Origin of the sequence: Streptococcus sp. HMSC063B03, assembly GCF_001836965.1 — a bacterium.
In the GTDB taxonomy this organism is placed as follows: Bacteria; Bacillota; Bacilli; order Lactobacillales; family Streptococcaceae; genus Streptococcus; species Streptococcus pneumoniae_F.
Window position 1 is genome coordinate 260,053 of record NZ_KV831064.1, and the last position, 15,822, is coordinate 275,874.

At 39.9% G+C, this 15,822-nt stretch carries 12 protein-coding genes; 11 read left to right on the plus strand and 1 reads right to left on the minus strand.

Features of this window, described 5'->3' with window-relative positions:
* Nucleotides 1-39 precede the first annotated feature (39 nt).
* From HMPREF2628_RS09865 to HMPREF2628_RS09910, 10 genes are all read left to right on the plus strand, one after another.
* Nucleotides 40-1,218, plus strand: a complete 1,179-nt coding sequence (locus HMPREF2628_RS09865; RefSeq protein WP_070843051.1) for an MFS transporter — start codon at nt 40-42, stop codon at nt 1,216-1,218.
* 92 nt (nt 1,219-1,310) lie between these two features.
* A complete protein-coding gene (gene ligA, locus HMPREF2628_RS09870) occupies nt 1,311-3,269 on the plus strand; it encodes an NAD-dependent DNA ligase LigA (RefSeq protein WP_070843052.1) in 1,959 nt (652 codons plus the stop codon).
* 119 nt (nt 3,270-3,388) lie between these two features.
* On the plus strand, nt 3,389-5,668 hold the full coding sequence (gene pulA, locus HMPREF2628_RS09875) for a type I pullulanase (RefSeq protein ID WP_070843053.1): 2,280 nt from the start codon (nt 3,389-3,391) through the stop codon (nt 5,666-5,668).
* A 68-nt stretch (nt 5,669-5,736) separates the two neighbouring features.
* Nucleotides 5,737-6,024, plus strand: coding sequence for a hypothetical protein (locus HMPREF2628_RS09880; protein WP_180364293.1), 288 nt, complete (start codon nt 5,737-5,739; stop codon nt 6,022-6,024).
* A gap of 418 nt (nt 6,025-6,442) precedes the next feature.
* Entirely contained in the window at nt 6,443-8,371 is a 1,929-nt protein-coding gene (gene glgB, locus HMPREF2628_RS09885; RefSeq protein ID WP_070843054.1) for a 1,4-alpha-glucan branching protein GlgB, read from the plus strand.
* Nucleotides 8,361-9,503 (plus strand): glucose-1-phosphate adenylyltransferase, encoded by a 1,143-nt coding sequence (locus tag HMPREF2628_RS09890; protein ID WP_020902830.1) that lies wholly within the window; start codon nt 8,361-8,363, stop codon nt 9,501-9,503. The genes glgB and HMPREF2628_RS09890 overlap by 11 nt, the downstream gene beginning before the upstream one ends.
* Nucleotides 9,493-10,632, plus strand: coding sequence for a glucose-1-phosphate adenylyltransferase subunit GlgD (gene glgD / locus HMPREF2628_RS09895; protein ID WP_070843055.1), 1,140 nt, complete (start codon nt 9,493-9,495; stop codon nt 10,630-10,632). Before HMPREF2628_RS09890 ends, glgD begins: the two co-directional genes overlap by 11 nt.
* On the plus strand, nt 10,629-12,062 hold the full coding sequence (glgA, locus tag HMPREF2628_RS09900) for a glycogen synthase GlgA (protein WP_070843056.1): 1,434 nt from the start codon (nt 10,629-10,631) through the stop codon (nt 12,060-12,062). The genes glgD and glgA overlap by 4 nt, the downstream gene beginning before the upstream one ends.
* Nucleotides 12,063-12,120: 58 nt before the next feature.
* On the plus strand, nt 12,121-12,765 hold the full coding sequence (serB, locus tag HMPREF2628_RS09905) for a phosphoserine phosphatase SerB (RefSeq protein WP_070843057.1): 645 nt from the start codon (nt 12,121-12,123) through the stop codon (nt 12,763-12,765).
* An 8-nt stretch (nt 12,766-12,773) separates the two neighbouring features.
* Nucleotides 12,774-13,889, plus strand: coding sequence for a glycerate kinase (locus HMPREF2628_RS09910; protein ID WP_070843058.1), 1,116 nt, complete (start codon nt 12,774-12,776; stop codon nt 13,887-13,889).
* On the opposite strand, the gene HMPREF2628_RS09915 is transcribed toward HMPREF2628_RS09910, so the two are convergent.
* Nucleotides 13,886-14,332, minus strand: coding sequence for a DUF1694 domain-containing protein (locus tag HMPREF2628_RS09915; RefSeq protein WP_070479086.1), 447 nt, complete (start codon nt 14,330-14,332; stop codon nt 13,886-13,888). The genes HMPREF2628_RS09910 and HMPREF2628_RS09915 overlap by 4 nt on opposite strands.
* Nucleotides 14,333-14,495: 163 nt before the next feature.
* On the opposite strand from HMPREF2628_RS09915, the gene eno reads away from it, so the two are divergent.
* Nucleotides 14,496-15,800, plus strand: coding sequence for a surface-displayed alpha-enolase (gene eno / locus HMPREF2628_RS09920; RefSeq protein ID WP_000022813.1), 1,305 nt, complete (start codon nt 14,496-14,498; stop codon nt 15,798-15,800).
* Nucleotides 15,801-15,822 lie beyond the last annotated feature (22 nt).

Sequence of the window (15,822 nt, forward strand, 5' to 3'; positions counted from 1 at the left end):
TTTGATACAATAGTTTCAAAATTTGAGAGGAGTTTTTATATGAATCGCTATGCAGTACAGTTGATTAGCCGTGGATCTGTTAACAAGATAGGGAATATGCTCTATGATTATGGAAATAGTGTTTGGTTGGCTTCCATGGGGACTATCGGGCAGACTGTTTTAGGAATGTACCAGATTTCTGAACTCGTCACATCTATTCTCGTAAATCCTTTTGGCGGAGTCATTTCAGACCGTTTTTCTCGTCGTAAGATTTTAATGGCGGCAGACCTTGTTTGTGGAATTCTTTGTCTGGCTATTTCTTTCATAAGGAATGATAGCTGGATGATTGGGGCTTTGATTTTTGCCAACATTGTTCAGGCTATTGCTTTTGCCTTTTCTAGACCTGCAAATAAGGCCATTATCACAGAATTAGTAGAGAAGGATGAACTGGTCCTCTACAATTCTCGTTTGGAGTTGGTCTTGCAGGTTGTCAGTGTGAGTTCCCCTGTACTCTCTTTTCTGGTTTTACAATTCGCAAGTCTCCATCTGACGCTCTTACTAAATGCTTTGACTTTTTTTATAGCATTTGTTCTAGTGGCCTTACTTCCAAAAGAAGAACCAATGGTTCAAGATAAGAAACCTTTTACTGGGAAAGATATTTTTGCGGATATCAAAGATGGCTTGCACTATATCTGGCATCAAAAAGAGATTTTCTTTCTTCTGTTAGTGGCTTCCAGCGTTAATTTCTTTTTTGCGGCTTTTGAGTTTTTGCTTCCTTTTTCAAATAAACTATATGGAGTAGAAGGAGCTTATGCGACTATCTTAACCATGGGTGCGATTGGCTCAATTATAGGAGCACTGATAGCAAATAAATTTAAATCAAGTATGAATACACTTTTGTTCTTATTGATTTTAACAGGAGTAGGAGTTTTCATGATGGGTTTGCCACTACCCAATATTTTAGCCTTTTCTGGAAACCTGATTTGTGAACTCTTTATGACGATTTTCAATATTCACTTTTTTACACAGGTACAAACCAAGGTTGAAGGGGAATATCTGGGAAGAGTTCTCAGTTCGATTTATACCTTAGCTATACTATTTATGCCCCTAGCAACAGGTTTAATGACCTTGCTTCCAAGTATCCATCTTTATTCTTTCTTGATTATTGGACTTGGAGTTGTAGCCTTATCTTTCTTAGCTCTCGGATATGTTCGAACTCATTTTGAAAAAGAGACATAAGTTTGCTTGGACTTCAAAAATAATTCCAATCTAAGTATTTTTTCCGCCCTTCTCGTTTGTGAGGAGGGCTTAGTTTATGGTAAAATGGTTTTATGAATAAAAGAATGAATGAGTTAGTCGCCTTGCTCAATCGCTATGCGACTGAGTACTATACCAGCGATAATCCGTCGGTTTCAGACAGTGAGTATGACCGCCTTTACCGTGAGTTGGTTGAGTTGGAGGATGCCTATCCAGATCAAGTGTTAGCAGACAGTCCGACCCACCGTGTTGGTGGCAAGATTTTAGATGGTTTTGAAAAATACAGTCATCAGTATCCTCTTTATAGTTTGCAGGATGCTTTTTCACGTGAGGAGCTTGAAGCTTTTGATGCGCGTGTTCGTAAGGAAGTTGCCCATCCGACCTATATTTGTGAGCTGAAAATCGATGGCTTATCTATCTCGCTTACTTATGAAAAGGGGGTTCTAGTTGCAGGTGCAACACGTGGAGATGGTTCAATTGGTGAAAATATCACAGAAAACCTCAAGCGTGTTAAGGATATTCCTTTGACTTTGCCAGAAGAACTAGATATTACAGTTCGTGGGGAATGTTATATGCCACGCGCTTCTTTTGACCAGGTCAACCAAGCTCGCCAAGAAAATGGAGAGCCTGAATTTGCCAATCCTCGTAATGCGGCAGCAGGAACACTACGTCAGCTGGATACAGCAGTAGTAGCCAAGCGCAATCTTGCAACGTTTCTCTATCAAGAAGCCAGCCCTTCAACTCGTGATAGTCAAGAAAAGGTTTTGAAGCACCTTGAACAACTTGGTTTTGTGGTCAATCCTAAGCGAATCTTGGCTGAAACCATAGATGAGATCTGGGATTTTATTCAAGAGGTAGGACAGAAACGGGACAATCTTCCCTATGATATCGATGGAGTGGTAATTAAGGTCAACGACCTAGCAAGTCAAGAAGAACTTGGTTTTACCGTTAAAGCTCCAAAGTGGGCAGTGGCTTACAAGTTTCCTGCTGAAGAAAAAGAAGCTCAACTACTCTCAGTTGACTGGACAGTTGGCCGTACGGGTGTTGTAACCCCGACTGCCAATCTGACCCCTGTTCAGCTTGCTGGGACAACTGTTAGCCGTGCGACTCTACACAATGTGGATTATATTGCTGAAAAAGATATCCGCAAAGACGACACGGTTATCGTTTATAAGGCTGGAGATATTATCCCTGCCGTTTTACGTGTAGTAGAGTCCAAACGGGTTTCTGAAGAAAAACTATATATCCCTACAAACTGTCCAAGTTGTAACTCTGGCTTGCTGCACTTTGAAGATGAAGTGGCTCTGCGTTGTATCAATCCGCGTTGCCCTGCTCAAATCATGGAAGGTTTGATCCACTTTGCCTCTCGAGATGCCATGAATATCACAGGCCTTGGGCCATCTATTGTTGAGAAGCTATTTGCTGCAGATCTAGTCAAGGATGTGGCAGATATTTACCGTTTGAAAGAAGAAGATTTCCTCCTTTTAGAGGGGGTTAAGGAAAAGTCCGCTGCTAAACTGTATCAGGCTATCCAAGCATCTAAGGAAAATTCTGCCGAGAAGCTCTTGTTTGGTTTGGGAATTCGCCATGTCGGCAGTAAGGCCAGTCAGCTTTTACTTCAACATTTTCATTCAATTGAAAATCTGGCTCAGGCAGATCCAGATGAAGTGGCTAGTATTGAAAGTTTAGGTGGCGTGATTGCCAAGAGTCTTCAAACTTATTTTGCGACAGAAGGCTCTGAAATTCTCCTCAGAGAATTGAGAGAAGCTGGGGTCAATCTGGACTATAAAGGTCAGACAGTAGTTGCGGATGCAGCCTTGTCAGGTTTGACAGTGGTATTGACTGGAAAATTAGAACGTCTCAAACGCTCAGAAGCTAAAAGTAAACTCGAAAGCTTGGGAGCTAAAGTAACAGGTAGTGTTTCTAAAAAGACCGACCTCGTCGTTGCAGGTGTAGATGCTGGAAGTAAACTGCAAAAAGCAAAAGAACTTGGTATCGAAGTTCGAGATGAAGAATGGCTAGAAAGCTTGTAATAATCGTTTAAAATCAGAGTTTAGATAATATGACTATGTTTTTTAATCGGTACTAAATCGGTCAAGAATTTATTAGTGAAAATAGAAACAAATTTAGAAGTAAAAAGGAAAAATAAAAAATGTTTAATTACCCTATGCGCATTCATTACCATCGCAAGAATGGAGAATACGACACTTGTTCTTTTGTAAAAAGTCAGGATCAACGAATTGATTTGCTGACCTATAAAGAAGATTATTTTGGTGCCTTATTTAGTTTTGAACACCCAAGTTCTCATGCCTTAGAAAGCCTAAATTTTGTAGTTCACACAGGACAAACCAGTAAAGAATATGCTATCCGTTTTAATCACTATCCTCTTTTAACAGAGGTTTGGATTTTGGAAGGGGATGATAGAATTTATTATTCTGAAAATCCTGCTATTGCCAGTCCTTTCTATAAGAATCAAAATCCTTTTGCCTTTGACAAGGCCATTAATAGTGCTAGTTTTGACCACCATTGGGGTTACCAAGGTGAATTGGGGTGCCGTGTAGAGGATAATCAAGCTCATTTTGCTCTCTGGGCTCCAACAGCGACAGAAGTGCAGGTAGTTGTTTATGAATCTGCCGCTAACAATGCTCCTGTTTGGAAGACTTTTGAGATGGAAAGAGGCAATAGCTACTCTTATAACCATAAAGACAATACAATCGGTGTCTGGAGTTTGGATGTTGTGGAAGATTTGACTGGTAAGGCTTATCAGTATCAAGTCCAATTCCCTCATCATCAAAGTCTTACTCGCGACCCATACACTATCGCAACCAGTCCTGATGGCAAACGATCAGCTATCCTGAACCATGAAGAAAAGCAAGTTGAAAGCTTCGAGGTTAAACACGGTGCTGATGCTACTTGGCGTTTGACAAATCCATGTAAGGCAGTTATTTGTGAAATGCACATTCGTGATTTGACCAAATCACCGACCTCAGGTGTAGATGAACATCTTCGAGGAACTTTCTTAGGTGCTGCTCAGACTGGAACAGTTAACCAGTATGGTCAGTCAACTGCTTTTGATTACATCAAGAAGCTGGGCTACAATTATGTTCAATTGCAACCAATTGCAGACCGTCACAAAGAATATGATGCGGATGGGAATGTAACCTACAACTGGGGTTATGACCCACAAAACTATAATGCACCAGAAACGAGCCTTTCAACCAATCCAGATGATCCAGCTCAGGTTATTCGTGATTTGAAGACCATGGTTCAAGCTTACCACGATGCGGGTATTGGTGTTATTATGGATGTGGTCTATAACCATACCTTCTCAGTTGTTGATGCACCTTTCCAAACAACTGTCCCTGATTACTATTATCGTATGAATCCAGACGGTACCTTCCAGAATGGAACGGGTGTTGGAAATGAAACAGCCAGCGAACATGAAATGTTCCGCAAGTACATGATTGATTCCCTCCTATACTGGGTGCAGGAATACAATATTGATGGCTTCCGTTTTGATTTGATGGGGATTCATGATGTCAAGACCATGCAGATGATTCGTCAGAGCTTGGATGAAATCGACCCTAACATTATCCTCTATGGAGAAGGTTGGGATATGGGAACAGGTCTTGCACCTTATGATAAGGCCAAGAAAGACAATGCCTACCAGATGCCAAATATTGGTTTCTTTAATGACAATCAGCGTGATGCTGTCAAAGGTGGAGAAGTTTATGGTGCTATCAAGTCAGGTTTTGTTAGTGGTGCTGCGACAGAGCCAATTCTAGCCAAAGCAATTCTAGGCAGTCGTGAATTAGGTACTTATACACATCCAAACCAAGTGCTTAACTATGTAGAGGCCCATGACAATTACAATCTTCACGATTTGTTGGCAACTCTTCATCCAGATCAAAATTCCGAGCAAATCATGCGCAAGGTCGAAACTGCCACAGCCATGAATCTACTCATGCAGGGGATGGCCTTTATGGAAATCGGTCAAGAATTTGGTCGTACCAAACTAGTTGCGACTGGTGATAATGGTGAGCTGACCCATGATGATAGAGAGCGTGCTATGAATAGCTATAATGCTCCTGACAGTGTGAACCAAGTGAACTGGGATTTGATTAATGAGCGTCAAGATAGTATTGAGTTTATCCGTCAGATGATTCGATTGAAGACAGAAAGCAGTGCCTTTTCTTACCCAACTTATGATGAGATTTACCATCATGTTTTTGTTCATTCAGCCAACGAACATAGTGGTTGGATTGTCTATGAGATTCAAGGGGAAGAACATTTACTGGTTGTATTTAATGCTAAAGGGCAAGACTTCCAGTTTGAAAATGCTGGAAATCTAGAACTATTGGTGACCAATAGCCATTTAAGTGATAAAGACATGGTTGGTGGCGTCAGTGCCAGCGTTTTTAAAGTTTTGTAGAATAGATTTACAATTTTATTTTTTGTATGATTATATCAGAATATTTTTAAAAAATTAAAGGCTTTTCTATGGGTAGTGATGTTTTTTTTGATTATTTTTTGAAGTCACTTAGGTTTCATCTTGGTGATAGGTGTAAGGATATTGGATTTATAGAGTTTGTTAAAGATGAAAATAATAGTTTTATTATTATAAAGGATTATATTTTAGAATCATTAGTGGTGTTGTCAAATATTTTGAGTAAGGAGAGGATTCTGTTTTCTTGTGGGATTATTAATAGTAAGGGGGGAGTTACTGGAGTAGAAGTATGTATGAATGTATTAGAGTTAGAAAGATTAAATAATTTGTATAAGATATAGTTTTGAAGAATATTAAAAAACATAATGGCAACTGTCTATGTAGGATGTGTGCAGTTTATAGTATCAGTGTTTCCTAACGAAGTAAAGTATAGTGCGTTATACTTTACTTGGAAGTGGTGCCGAAAATATGCTAAACTACTAAAAAAACAATAAAATCAGGAGATTCGTTTCCTGATTTATTTTTTTACTTAAAATTATATTTTTGTTAGCTAAATGACGAACTTTATGATAGTATTATAAAAAAACAATTCGTTTTCAAAGCGTTTCTGAAAATTTCTTGATTTACAAGTGAACACATCAGTGAATTTGTTGAAGACTTTCAAAAGATTTTTTTGCAAATTCCGTAATTTACTTGAATCTTCCCTAAAAAGGTAGTATAATAAATCTATAGAAAACGCTTACAGAAATAGGAGGGTGTATGGATAAGAAAAAAGCTTTAAAAACCTTTATGACAGGTGAAAATTTTCACCTCCAGCACTATCTGGGAGCTCATAGGGAAGAAAAAAATGGAGAGTATGGCTATACTTTTCGTGTGTGGGCGCCTAATGCTCAGGTTGTTCACTTGGTAGGGGATTTCACTAATTGGGTTGAAAATCAAATTCTGATGGAACGGAATGAATTTGGAGTCTGGGAAGTCTTTACCAGTCTTGCTCAAGAAGGCCAAATTTATAAGTACCATATCACACGTGCAAATGGTCATCAGCTGATGAAGATTGACCCTTTGGCTGTACGGTATGAGGCACGACCTGGGACTGGTGCTATTTTAACAGATATTCCAGAAAAGAAATGGAAGGATGGTCTCTGGCTAGCCCGTAGAAAACGCTTGAGCTTTGAAGAGCGTCCTGTCAATATTTACGAGGCTCATGCTGGCTCTTGGAAGAGAAATCCTGATGGCAGCCCCTATAGTTTTGCTCAATTGAAAGATGAACTTATTCCTTACTTGGTTGAGATGAACTATACTCACATTGAGTTTATGCCTTTGATGTCTCACCCACTCGGTTTGAGTTGGGGTTATCAGCTTATGGGTTACTTTGCTCTAGAGCATGCCTATGGTCGTCCTGAAGAGTTTCAAGAGTTTGTAGAGGAATGTCACTTAAACAATATCGGAGTCATTGTAGACTGGGTACCTGGTCACTTTACTATCAATGATGATGCCTTGGCCTATTATGATGGAACACCGACTTTTGAATACCAAGATCATAATAAGGCTCATAACTACGGTTGGGGAGCACTCAATTTTGACCTTGGAAAGAATGAAGTTCAGTCATTCTTGATTTCAAGTATCAAACATTGGATTGAATTTTACCATTTGGACGGTATTCGAGTGGATGCAGTTAGCAACATGCTCTATCTTGATTACGATGATGCACCATGGACACCTAACAAGGATGGTGGCAATCTCAACTATGAGGGTTATTATTTCTTAAAACGTTTGAATGATGTGATTAAACTAGTTCATCCAGACGTTATGATGATAGCTGAGGAAAGTTCATCAGCTACTCAGATTACTGACACTAAGGATTCAGATGGTCTTGGCTTCGACTACAAATGGAATATGGGGTGGATGAATGACATTCTCCGTTTCTATGAAGAAGATCCGATTTATCGTAAATACGACTTTAACTTGGTGACTTTCAGCTTTATGTATGTCTTCAAAGAGAATTATCTCTTACCATTCTCACACGATGAAGTGGTTCATGGCAAGAAGAGTATGATGCACAAGATGTGGGGAGATCGCTACAATCAATTCGCAGGCTTGCGCAATCTCTACACTTACCAAATTTGTCACCCAGGTAAAAAATTGCTCTTCATGGGTAGTGAATATGGGCAATTCCTAGAATGGAAATCTGAAGAACAGCTGGAATGGTCTAACCTAGAAGATCCAATGAATGCTAAGATGAAGTATTTCACTTCTCAGCTAAACCAGTTTTACAAAGACCACCGCTGTCTGTGGGAAATCGATACCAGCTATGATGGTATTGAAATCATCGATGCGGATAATCGAGATCAGAGTGTTCTTTCCTTCATCCGTAAGGGTAAGAAGGATGATATGTTAGTCTGTATCTTTAATATGGCACCTGTTGAACGAAAAGATTTTACAATCGGACTTCCTGTTGCAGGGATTTACGAAGAAGTCTGGAATACTGAGTTAGAAGAGTGGGGAGGCGTTTGGAAAGAACACAATCAAACTGTGCAAACGCAAGAAGGTCTATGGAAAGATTATGAGCAGACCTTGACCTTTACCCTACCGGCTATGGGAGCAAGTGTTTGGAAAATCAAACGTCGCTTGAAACCTACTAAAACCGTCACAAGTAAAAACCAAAAAGGAGTAGAAAATGAAGAATGAAATGTTAGCTTTGATTCTTGCCGGTGGGCAAGGAACTCGTCTCGGTAAACTCACTCAAAGCATTGCAAAACCAGCTGTGCAATTTGGTGGGCGCTACCGTATCATTGACTTTGCTCTTTCAAACTGTGCCAACTCAGGCATCAACAATGTTGGAGTCATTACACAGTACCAACCACTTGCTCTCAACAACCATATTGGGAACGGTTCAAGCTGGGGACTAGATGGTATCAATTCTGGTGTCTCTATTCTTCAACCTTATTCTGCAAGTGAAGGAAATCGTTGGTTTGAGGGGACTAGCCACGCTATTTACCAAAATATCGACTATATCGATAGTGTTAATCCTGAGTATGTCTTGATTCTGTCTGGGGACCACATCTACAAAATGGACTATGATGATATGCTCCAGTCACACAAGGACAATAACGCCAGTTTGACAGTAGCAGTTCTTGATGTTCCTCTGAAAGAAGCTAGCCGTTTTGGTATCATGAACACAGATGCCAATAACCGCATTGTTGAATTTGAAGAAAAACCAGCTCAACCTAAATCTACCAAAGCTTCTATGGGAATCTATATCTTTGATTGGCAACGTCTGCGTAATATGCTCGTTGCTGCTGAAAAGAGCAATGTCGATATGTCAGACTTTGGTAAGAATGTCATTCCAAATTACCTTGAGTCAGGTGAAAGTGTCTATGCCTATGAATTTAATGGTTACTGGAAAGATGTTGGTACGATTGAATCGCTTTGGGAAGCTAACATGGAATATATTTCACCAGAAAATGCCTTGGATAGCCGTAACCGTCAATGGAAGATTTACTCAAGAAACTTGATTTCACCACCAAACTTCCTTGGTGCAAATGCTCACGTGGAAGATTCCTTGGTTGTTGATGGCTGTTTCGTAGATGGAACTGTTAAACATTCTATCCTCTCAACAGGTGCGCAGGTTCGCGAAGGGGCAGAAGTAGTAGATTCAGTTATCATGAGTGGTGCAATTGTTGGTCAGGGAGCTAAAATCAAACGTGCCATTATTGGTGAAGGTGCAGTTATTTCTGATGGTGTCGAAATTGATGGAACAGAAGAAGTACAGGTTGTAGGATATGATGAAGTAGTGGGGGTAGCAACAGATGAAGATTGATAAATATTCTGCCATTTTAGGAAACACAGTTGGTTTTCATGATATGTCAACACTGACAGACCACCGTCCAGTAGCTAGTTTGCCATTTGGTGGTAAATATCGCTTGATTGACTTCCCGCTTTCAAGTCTTGCTAATGCTGGTGTCCGTAGTATTTTTGGTATTTTCCAACAAGACAATATCAGTTCAGTCTTTGACCATATCCGTTCTGGTCGTGAGTGGGGCTTGTCAACTCTTCTTAGCCACTACTATCTAGGTATTTACAATACCCGTGTGGAAAGTAGTACAGTTGGAAAAGAATACTACCAACAGCTTCTTACTTATTTGAAACGTTCTGGCTCAAACCAAACAGTATCACTTAACTGTGATGTTTTGATTAATATTGATCTGAACCAAGTATTCCACCTACACAGTGCAAATAAGGGGCCTATCACTGTAGTTTATAAAAAACTACCTAAAAAAGATATTTCAGAAGTAAATGCAATCTTGGAAGTGGATGAAACAGACCATGTTCGTTCTCACAAACTCTTTGATAGTAAATCAACAGATGAAGTTTACAATATGTCTACAGATATCTTTGTCGTTGATACACCGTGGTTGATTGAACGCTTAGAAGAAGAAGCTAAGAAAGAACATCCAGAGAAATTGCGTTATGTTTTACGGGATTTAGCTGCAAAAGAAGGGGCTTTTGCCTACGAGTACACAGGTTATCTAGCAAATATTCATTCTGTAGAGTCTTATTACCAAGCTAATAAAGATATGCTTGAATCACAAAAATTCTACTCTCTCTTCTCACCAAATCAAAAGATTTATACAAAGATCAAGAATGAAGAACCGACCTACTATGCTAACACATCGAAGGTAAGCACGTCTCAGTTTGCTTCTGGTAGTATCATTGAGGGGGAAGTGGCTAATTCTGTTCTATCACGTAATATTCATGTGCATAAGGATAGCTTGGTTAAAGATAGCATCTTATTCCCTCGTGTTGTTATTGGAGAAGGTGCTCAGGTAGAATATGCTATTTTGGACAAGGGTGTTGAAGTTGCGGATGGCGTTGTGATCCGTGGAACTGCAGAACATCCAGTCGTCGTTAAGAAAGGTGCTAAAGTAACAGAGGATATTCATTCATGAAAATTTTATTTGTAGCAGCGGAGGGTGCACCCTTTTCAAAAACAGGTGGTTTGGGAGACGTCATTGGCGCTCTTCCTAAATCACTAGTAAAAGCGGGACATGAAGTTGCAGTAATTCTCCCCTACTATGACATGGTAGAGGCTAAATTTGGAAATCAGATTGAAGATGTTCTTCATTTTGAGGTGAGTGTTGGTTGGCGCAGACAGTATTGTGGAATTAAGAAAACAGTATTAAATGGTGTAACCTTCTACTTTATTGACAATCAATATTATTTCTTCCGTGGTCATGTTTACGGTGATTTTGATGACGGAGAACGCTTTGCCTTTTTCCAACTGGCAGCCATTGAGGCTATGGAAAGGATTGACTTTATTCCTGATCTTCTCCATGTTCATGACTACCATACAGCTATGATTCCTTTCTTGTTGAAGGAAAAATACCGTTGGATTCAAGCATATCAAGGAATAAAAACTGTTTTAACCATTCATAACTTGGAATTCCAAGGACAATTTTCAGAAGGAATGTTGGGTGATTTGTTTGGAGTTGGCTTTGAACGATACGCTGATGGCACCCTTCGATGGAACAACTGTCTGAACTGGATGAAGGCAGGTATTCTCTATGCGGATCGTGTTTCAACAGTTTCACCTAGCTATGCTCATGAAATTATGACCAGTCAATTCGGATGTAACTTGGATCAAATTCTTCGAATGGAGTCTGGTAAGGTATCTGGGATCGTGAATGGGATTGATGCTGACCTTTATAATCCTCAGACGGATGCCCTATTAGACTATCATTTTAATCAGGAAGATTTGTCTGGTAAAGCCCAGAATAAGGCAAAATTGCAAGAAAGAGTTGGCTTACCCGTTAGGGCTGATGTTCCACTGGTGGGAATTGTTTCTCGTTTGACACGTCAAAAAGGTTTTGATGTGGTGGTCGAAAGTCTACACCATATCTTGCAAAATGATGTTCAGATTGTTCTTTTGGGAACTGGCGATCCAGCATTTGAAGGAGCTTTCTCATGGTTTGCTCAAATCTATCCAGACAAGCTATCAGCAAATATCACTTTTGATGTCAAACTAGCTCAAGAAATCTACGCTGCTTGTGACCTCTTCCTCATGCCGAGTCGTTTTGAACCGTGTGGCTTGTCTCAGATGATGGCTATGCGTTACGGAACCTTGCCATTAGTCCATGAAGTTGGTGGCTTGCGAGATACCGTTAAAGCCTTTAATCCAATCGAAGGAAGTGGTACTGGTTTTAGCTTTGACAATCTATCTCCTTATTGGTTAAATTGGACTTTCCAAACAGCATTGGACTTGTATAGACACCATCCTGACGTTTGGAGAAATCTACAAAAACAAGCTATGGAGTGTGATTTCTCATGGGATACAGCCTGCAAGTCATACCTAGACTTGTACCAAAGCTTAGTTAACTAATAGATAAAATCGTATGATCACTTCATACGATTTTTAGGCTATTTAGAAAGGAGAACTGATGTCTCAAGTAAAAGGCTTGTGTGTCATGGATGTTGATGGGACCTTAATCCTAGAAGAAGTGATTGATTTGTTGGGAAGAGAGGTAGGTCGTGAGGAGGAAATTTCGCAGATTACAAGTCAGGCAATGCGAGGAGAGTTAGACTTTGAAAGCAGTTTAAGAAAAAGAGTGTCCTTGCTGGAAGGTCTTCCTGTTTCGATTTTTGATAAAGTCTTCAACACTATTCATCTAACGCCAAATGCCCAGAAATTTATCTCTATTCTCCAAAAGAATGGCATCCTAGTTGGTCTGGTGTCTGGTGGTTTTACACCAATAGTTGAGAGATTAGCAAAATCTCTTGGAATTGCCTATTTCTCTGCCAACCAACTTGAAGTCAAAGATGGTCTTCTAACAGGAAAATTAGTTGGACAAATTATCAATCCCCAGGTTAAAAAAGAGACTCTGGAACAATGGAGAAAGGAACTAAAACTTTCTAAAGAAAGAACGATTGCAATCGGAGATGGGGCAAATGACCTATTAATGCTAAAGTCGGCGGGACTTGGAATCGCCTTTTGTGCCAAAGAAGTGCTGAAACAAGAAATACCGAATCATGTTGACAAGAGGAATTTTTTAGAAGTTCTACCTTTGATGGACTGTTTAGAATGAGGGAAAATATGAAGATTGTAATTGCACCAGATTCATTTAAGGAAAGCTTGGCAGCTCAACAGGTAGCTGAAGCGATAAAAAGAGGCTTCCAACAATCGATAGCAGATGTAGACTGTCTCCTCTGCCCTGTTGGTGATGGTGGCGAAGGTACAGTAGATTCTATTCGACATTCTATTGACCTTGAAGAAAAATGGATCAAAGTGACAGGAACTTTTGGACAAAAAGAAGCCATGCGCTATTTTCAAAAAAGTCAACTGGCGCTATTTGAAGTTGCCGACTTGGTTGGCCTTGAAAAGATTCCGCTAGAGAAACGAAATCCACTTAAAATCCAAACTCGTGGTATTGGAGAGTTGATTCGTTATCTCATTGCTCAAGGGATTAAAGAAATCTATATCGGTGTTGGTGGTACGGCCAGTAATGACGGAGGACTGGGGATTGCTGCTGGTTTAGGTTATCAATTTTATGATAGGGACGGAAATGTCTTGCCGGCTTGCGGTCAATCCTTATTGAACTTAGCTTCTGTTTCAACAGAAAATCACTATGAAATTCCTGAAGATGTTAAAATTCGTATTTTAGCAGATGTCGCGAGTCCCTTATGTGGTCCTCAAGGAGCGACTTACACTTTTGGCAAACAAAAAGGTTTACATCCTACTATGTTTGCAGTCGTAGATCAGGCAATCCAAGATTTTTATGAAAAAGCCTCACCTGTAACATTGGAAATTAAAGGAGCAGGAGCTGGGGGAGGCATTGCGGGCGGTTTGTGTTCCTTTGCTCAGGCAAGTATCGTATCTGGAATTGATACCTGCTTGAACTTAATTAACTTTGATAAGAAAGTTTCAGATGCTGACTTGGTAGTTGTAGGAGAAGGAAGGCTAGATCGTCAAAGTTTAGCAGGTAAAGCACCTATAGGTGTTGCAAAAAGAACCCCTGTCGGAGTTCCTGTCATTGCTATTTGTGGTAGTCTTGCTGAAGATTTACCTTCCCTACCATTTGAAAATATCCAAGCGGCTTTTTCAATTTTGGAGAAAAGTGAACCTCTAGAAGATAGTTTGAAAAATGCCCGTCTCTATTTGGAGCACACGGCTGCCAATATAGGGCATTTATTAAATATGCACAAGATTTAGCCAAACCATTTCTTCCAGATGGATGTTTTGGCTGGTTCTTCCTTTTTATCTTCCCAAAGTTTTGCAAAAGCAAGTCGAAGGTCCTTTTCTTCTACTTGTACTGGTGCATTGCTATGAATAATCAGGCCAAAAGGAGAAGAAGTATGCTCTTCAGATACAATGGTAGCTTGACTATCAGTTTCTTTAGCTTCTTTTAAGTAGAAAACTTGCTTGTCAAATTCGATATTTGGTGAAATCTTCACAAATAGTGGCTCTGCTTTTTCCTGAAGGTTTTCTAAAATAGATAAAAAACCTTTTTCTAACTGAGGGCTATTTGCAGTATCAATATCTGCATATCCAAGAACTCTTTCCTCAAAAGTGCCAAGATAGCGTCTTTGCTCATCTGGATTTAATTTTGCTCCACCATGAGCTTTTTCAAGTAATTGTTTTGATAAATCTGTCATGAAAACAGTATATCATAAAAGTTAGAATAAAATAGACAAAAGAAAGCGATTACTTTATAAAGTTAAGGAAAATTTGCACAAAGATAACGTTTTTTCTTGAAAAAGGAGGGGTTTTAAGGTATTATAGAGGTGTAAAAAATTTAACTCATAAGGAGAGTAAAAAATGTCAATTATTACTGATGTTTACGCTCGCGAAGTCCTAGACTCACGCGGTAACCCAACACTTGAAGTAGAAGTTTACACTGAATCAGGTGCTTTCGGACGTGGTATGGTTCCATCAGGAGCTTCTACTGGTGAACACGAAGCAGTTGAACTTCGCGACGGTGACAAATCTCGTTACGGTGGTCTTGGTACACAAAAAGCTGTTGACAACGTAAACAACATCATTGCTGAAGCTATCATCGGCTACGATGTACGTGACCAACAAGCTATCGACCGTGCTATGATCGCACTTGACGGTACTCCTAACAAAGGTAAATTGGGTGCAAACGCAATCCTTGGTGTGTCTATCGCTGTAGCTCGTGCTGCTGCTGACTACCTTGAAATCCCACTTTACAGCTACCTTGGTGGATTCAACACTAAAGTTCTTCCAACTCCAATGATGAACATCATCAACGGTGGTTCTCACTCTGACGCTCCAATCGCTTTCCAAGAGTTCATGATCTTGCCAGTTGGTGCGCCAACATTTAAAGAAGCTCTTCGTTACGGTGCTGAAATCTTCCACGCTCTTAAGAAAATCCTTAAATCACGTGGTTTGGAAACTGCCGTAGGTGACGAAGGTGGATTCGCTCCTCGTTTCGAAGGAACTGAAGACGGTGTTGAAACTATCCTTGCTGCGATTGAAGCTGCTGGATATGTTCCAGGTAAAGACGTATTTATCGGATTTGACTGTGCTTCATCAGAATTCTACGATAAAGAACGTAAAGTTTACGACTACACTAAATTCGAAGGTGAAGGCGCTGCTGTTCGTACATCTGCAGAACAAATCGACTACCTTGAAGAATTGGTTAACAAATACCCAATCATCACTATCGAAGATGGTATGGATGAAAACGACTGGGATGGTTGGAAAGCTCTTACTGAACGTCTTGGTAAGAAAGTACAACTTGTTGGTGACGACTTCTTCGTAACAAACACTGACTACCTTGCACGTGGTATCCAAGAAGGTGCTGCTAACTCAATCCTTATCAAAGTTAACCAAATCGGTACTCTTACTGAAACTTTTGAAGCTATTGAAATGGCTAAAGAAGCTGGTTACACTGCCGTTGTATCACACCGTTCAGGTGAAACTGAAGATTCAACAATCGCTGACATCGCAGTTGCAACTAACGCAGGACAAATCAAGACTGGTTCACTTTCACGTACAGACCGTATCGCTAAATACAACCAATTGCTTCGCATCGAAGACCAACTTGGTGAAGTAGCTGAATACCGTGGATTGAAATCATTCTACAACTTGAAAAAATAATCGTTGATTTAACAACGTTTTA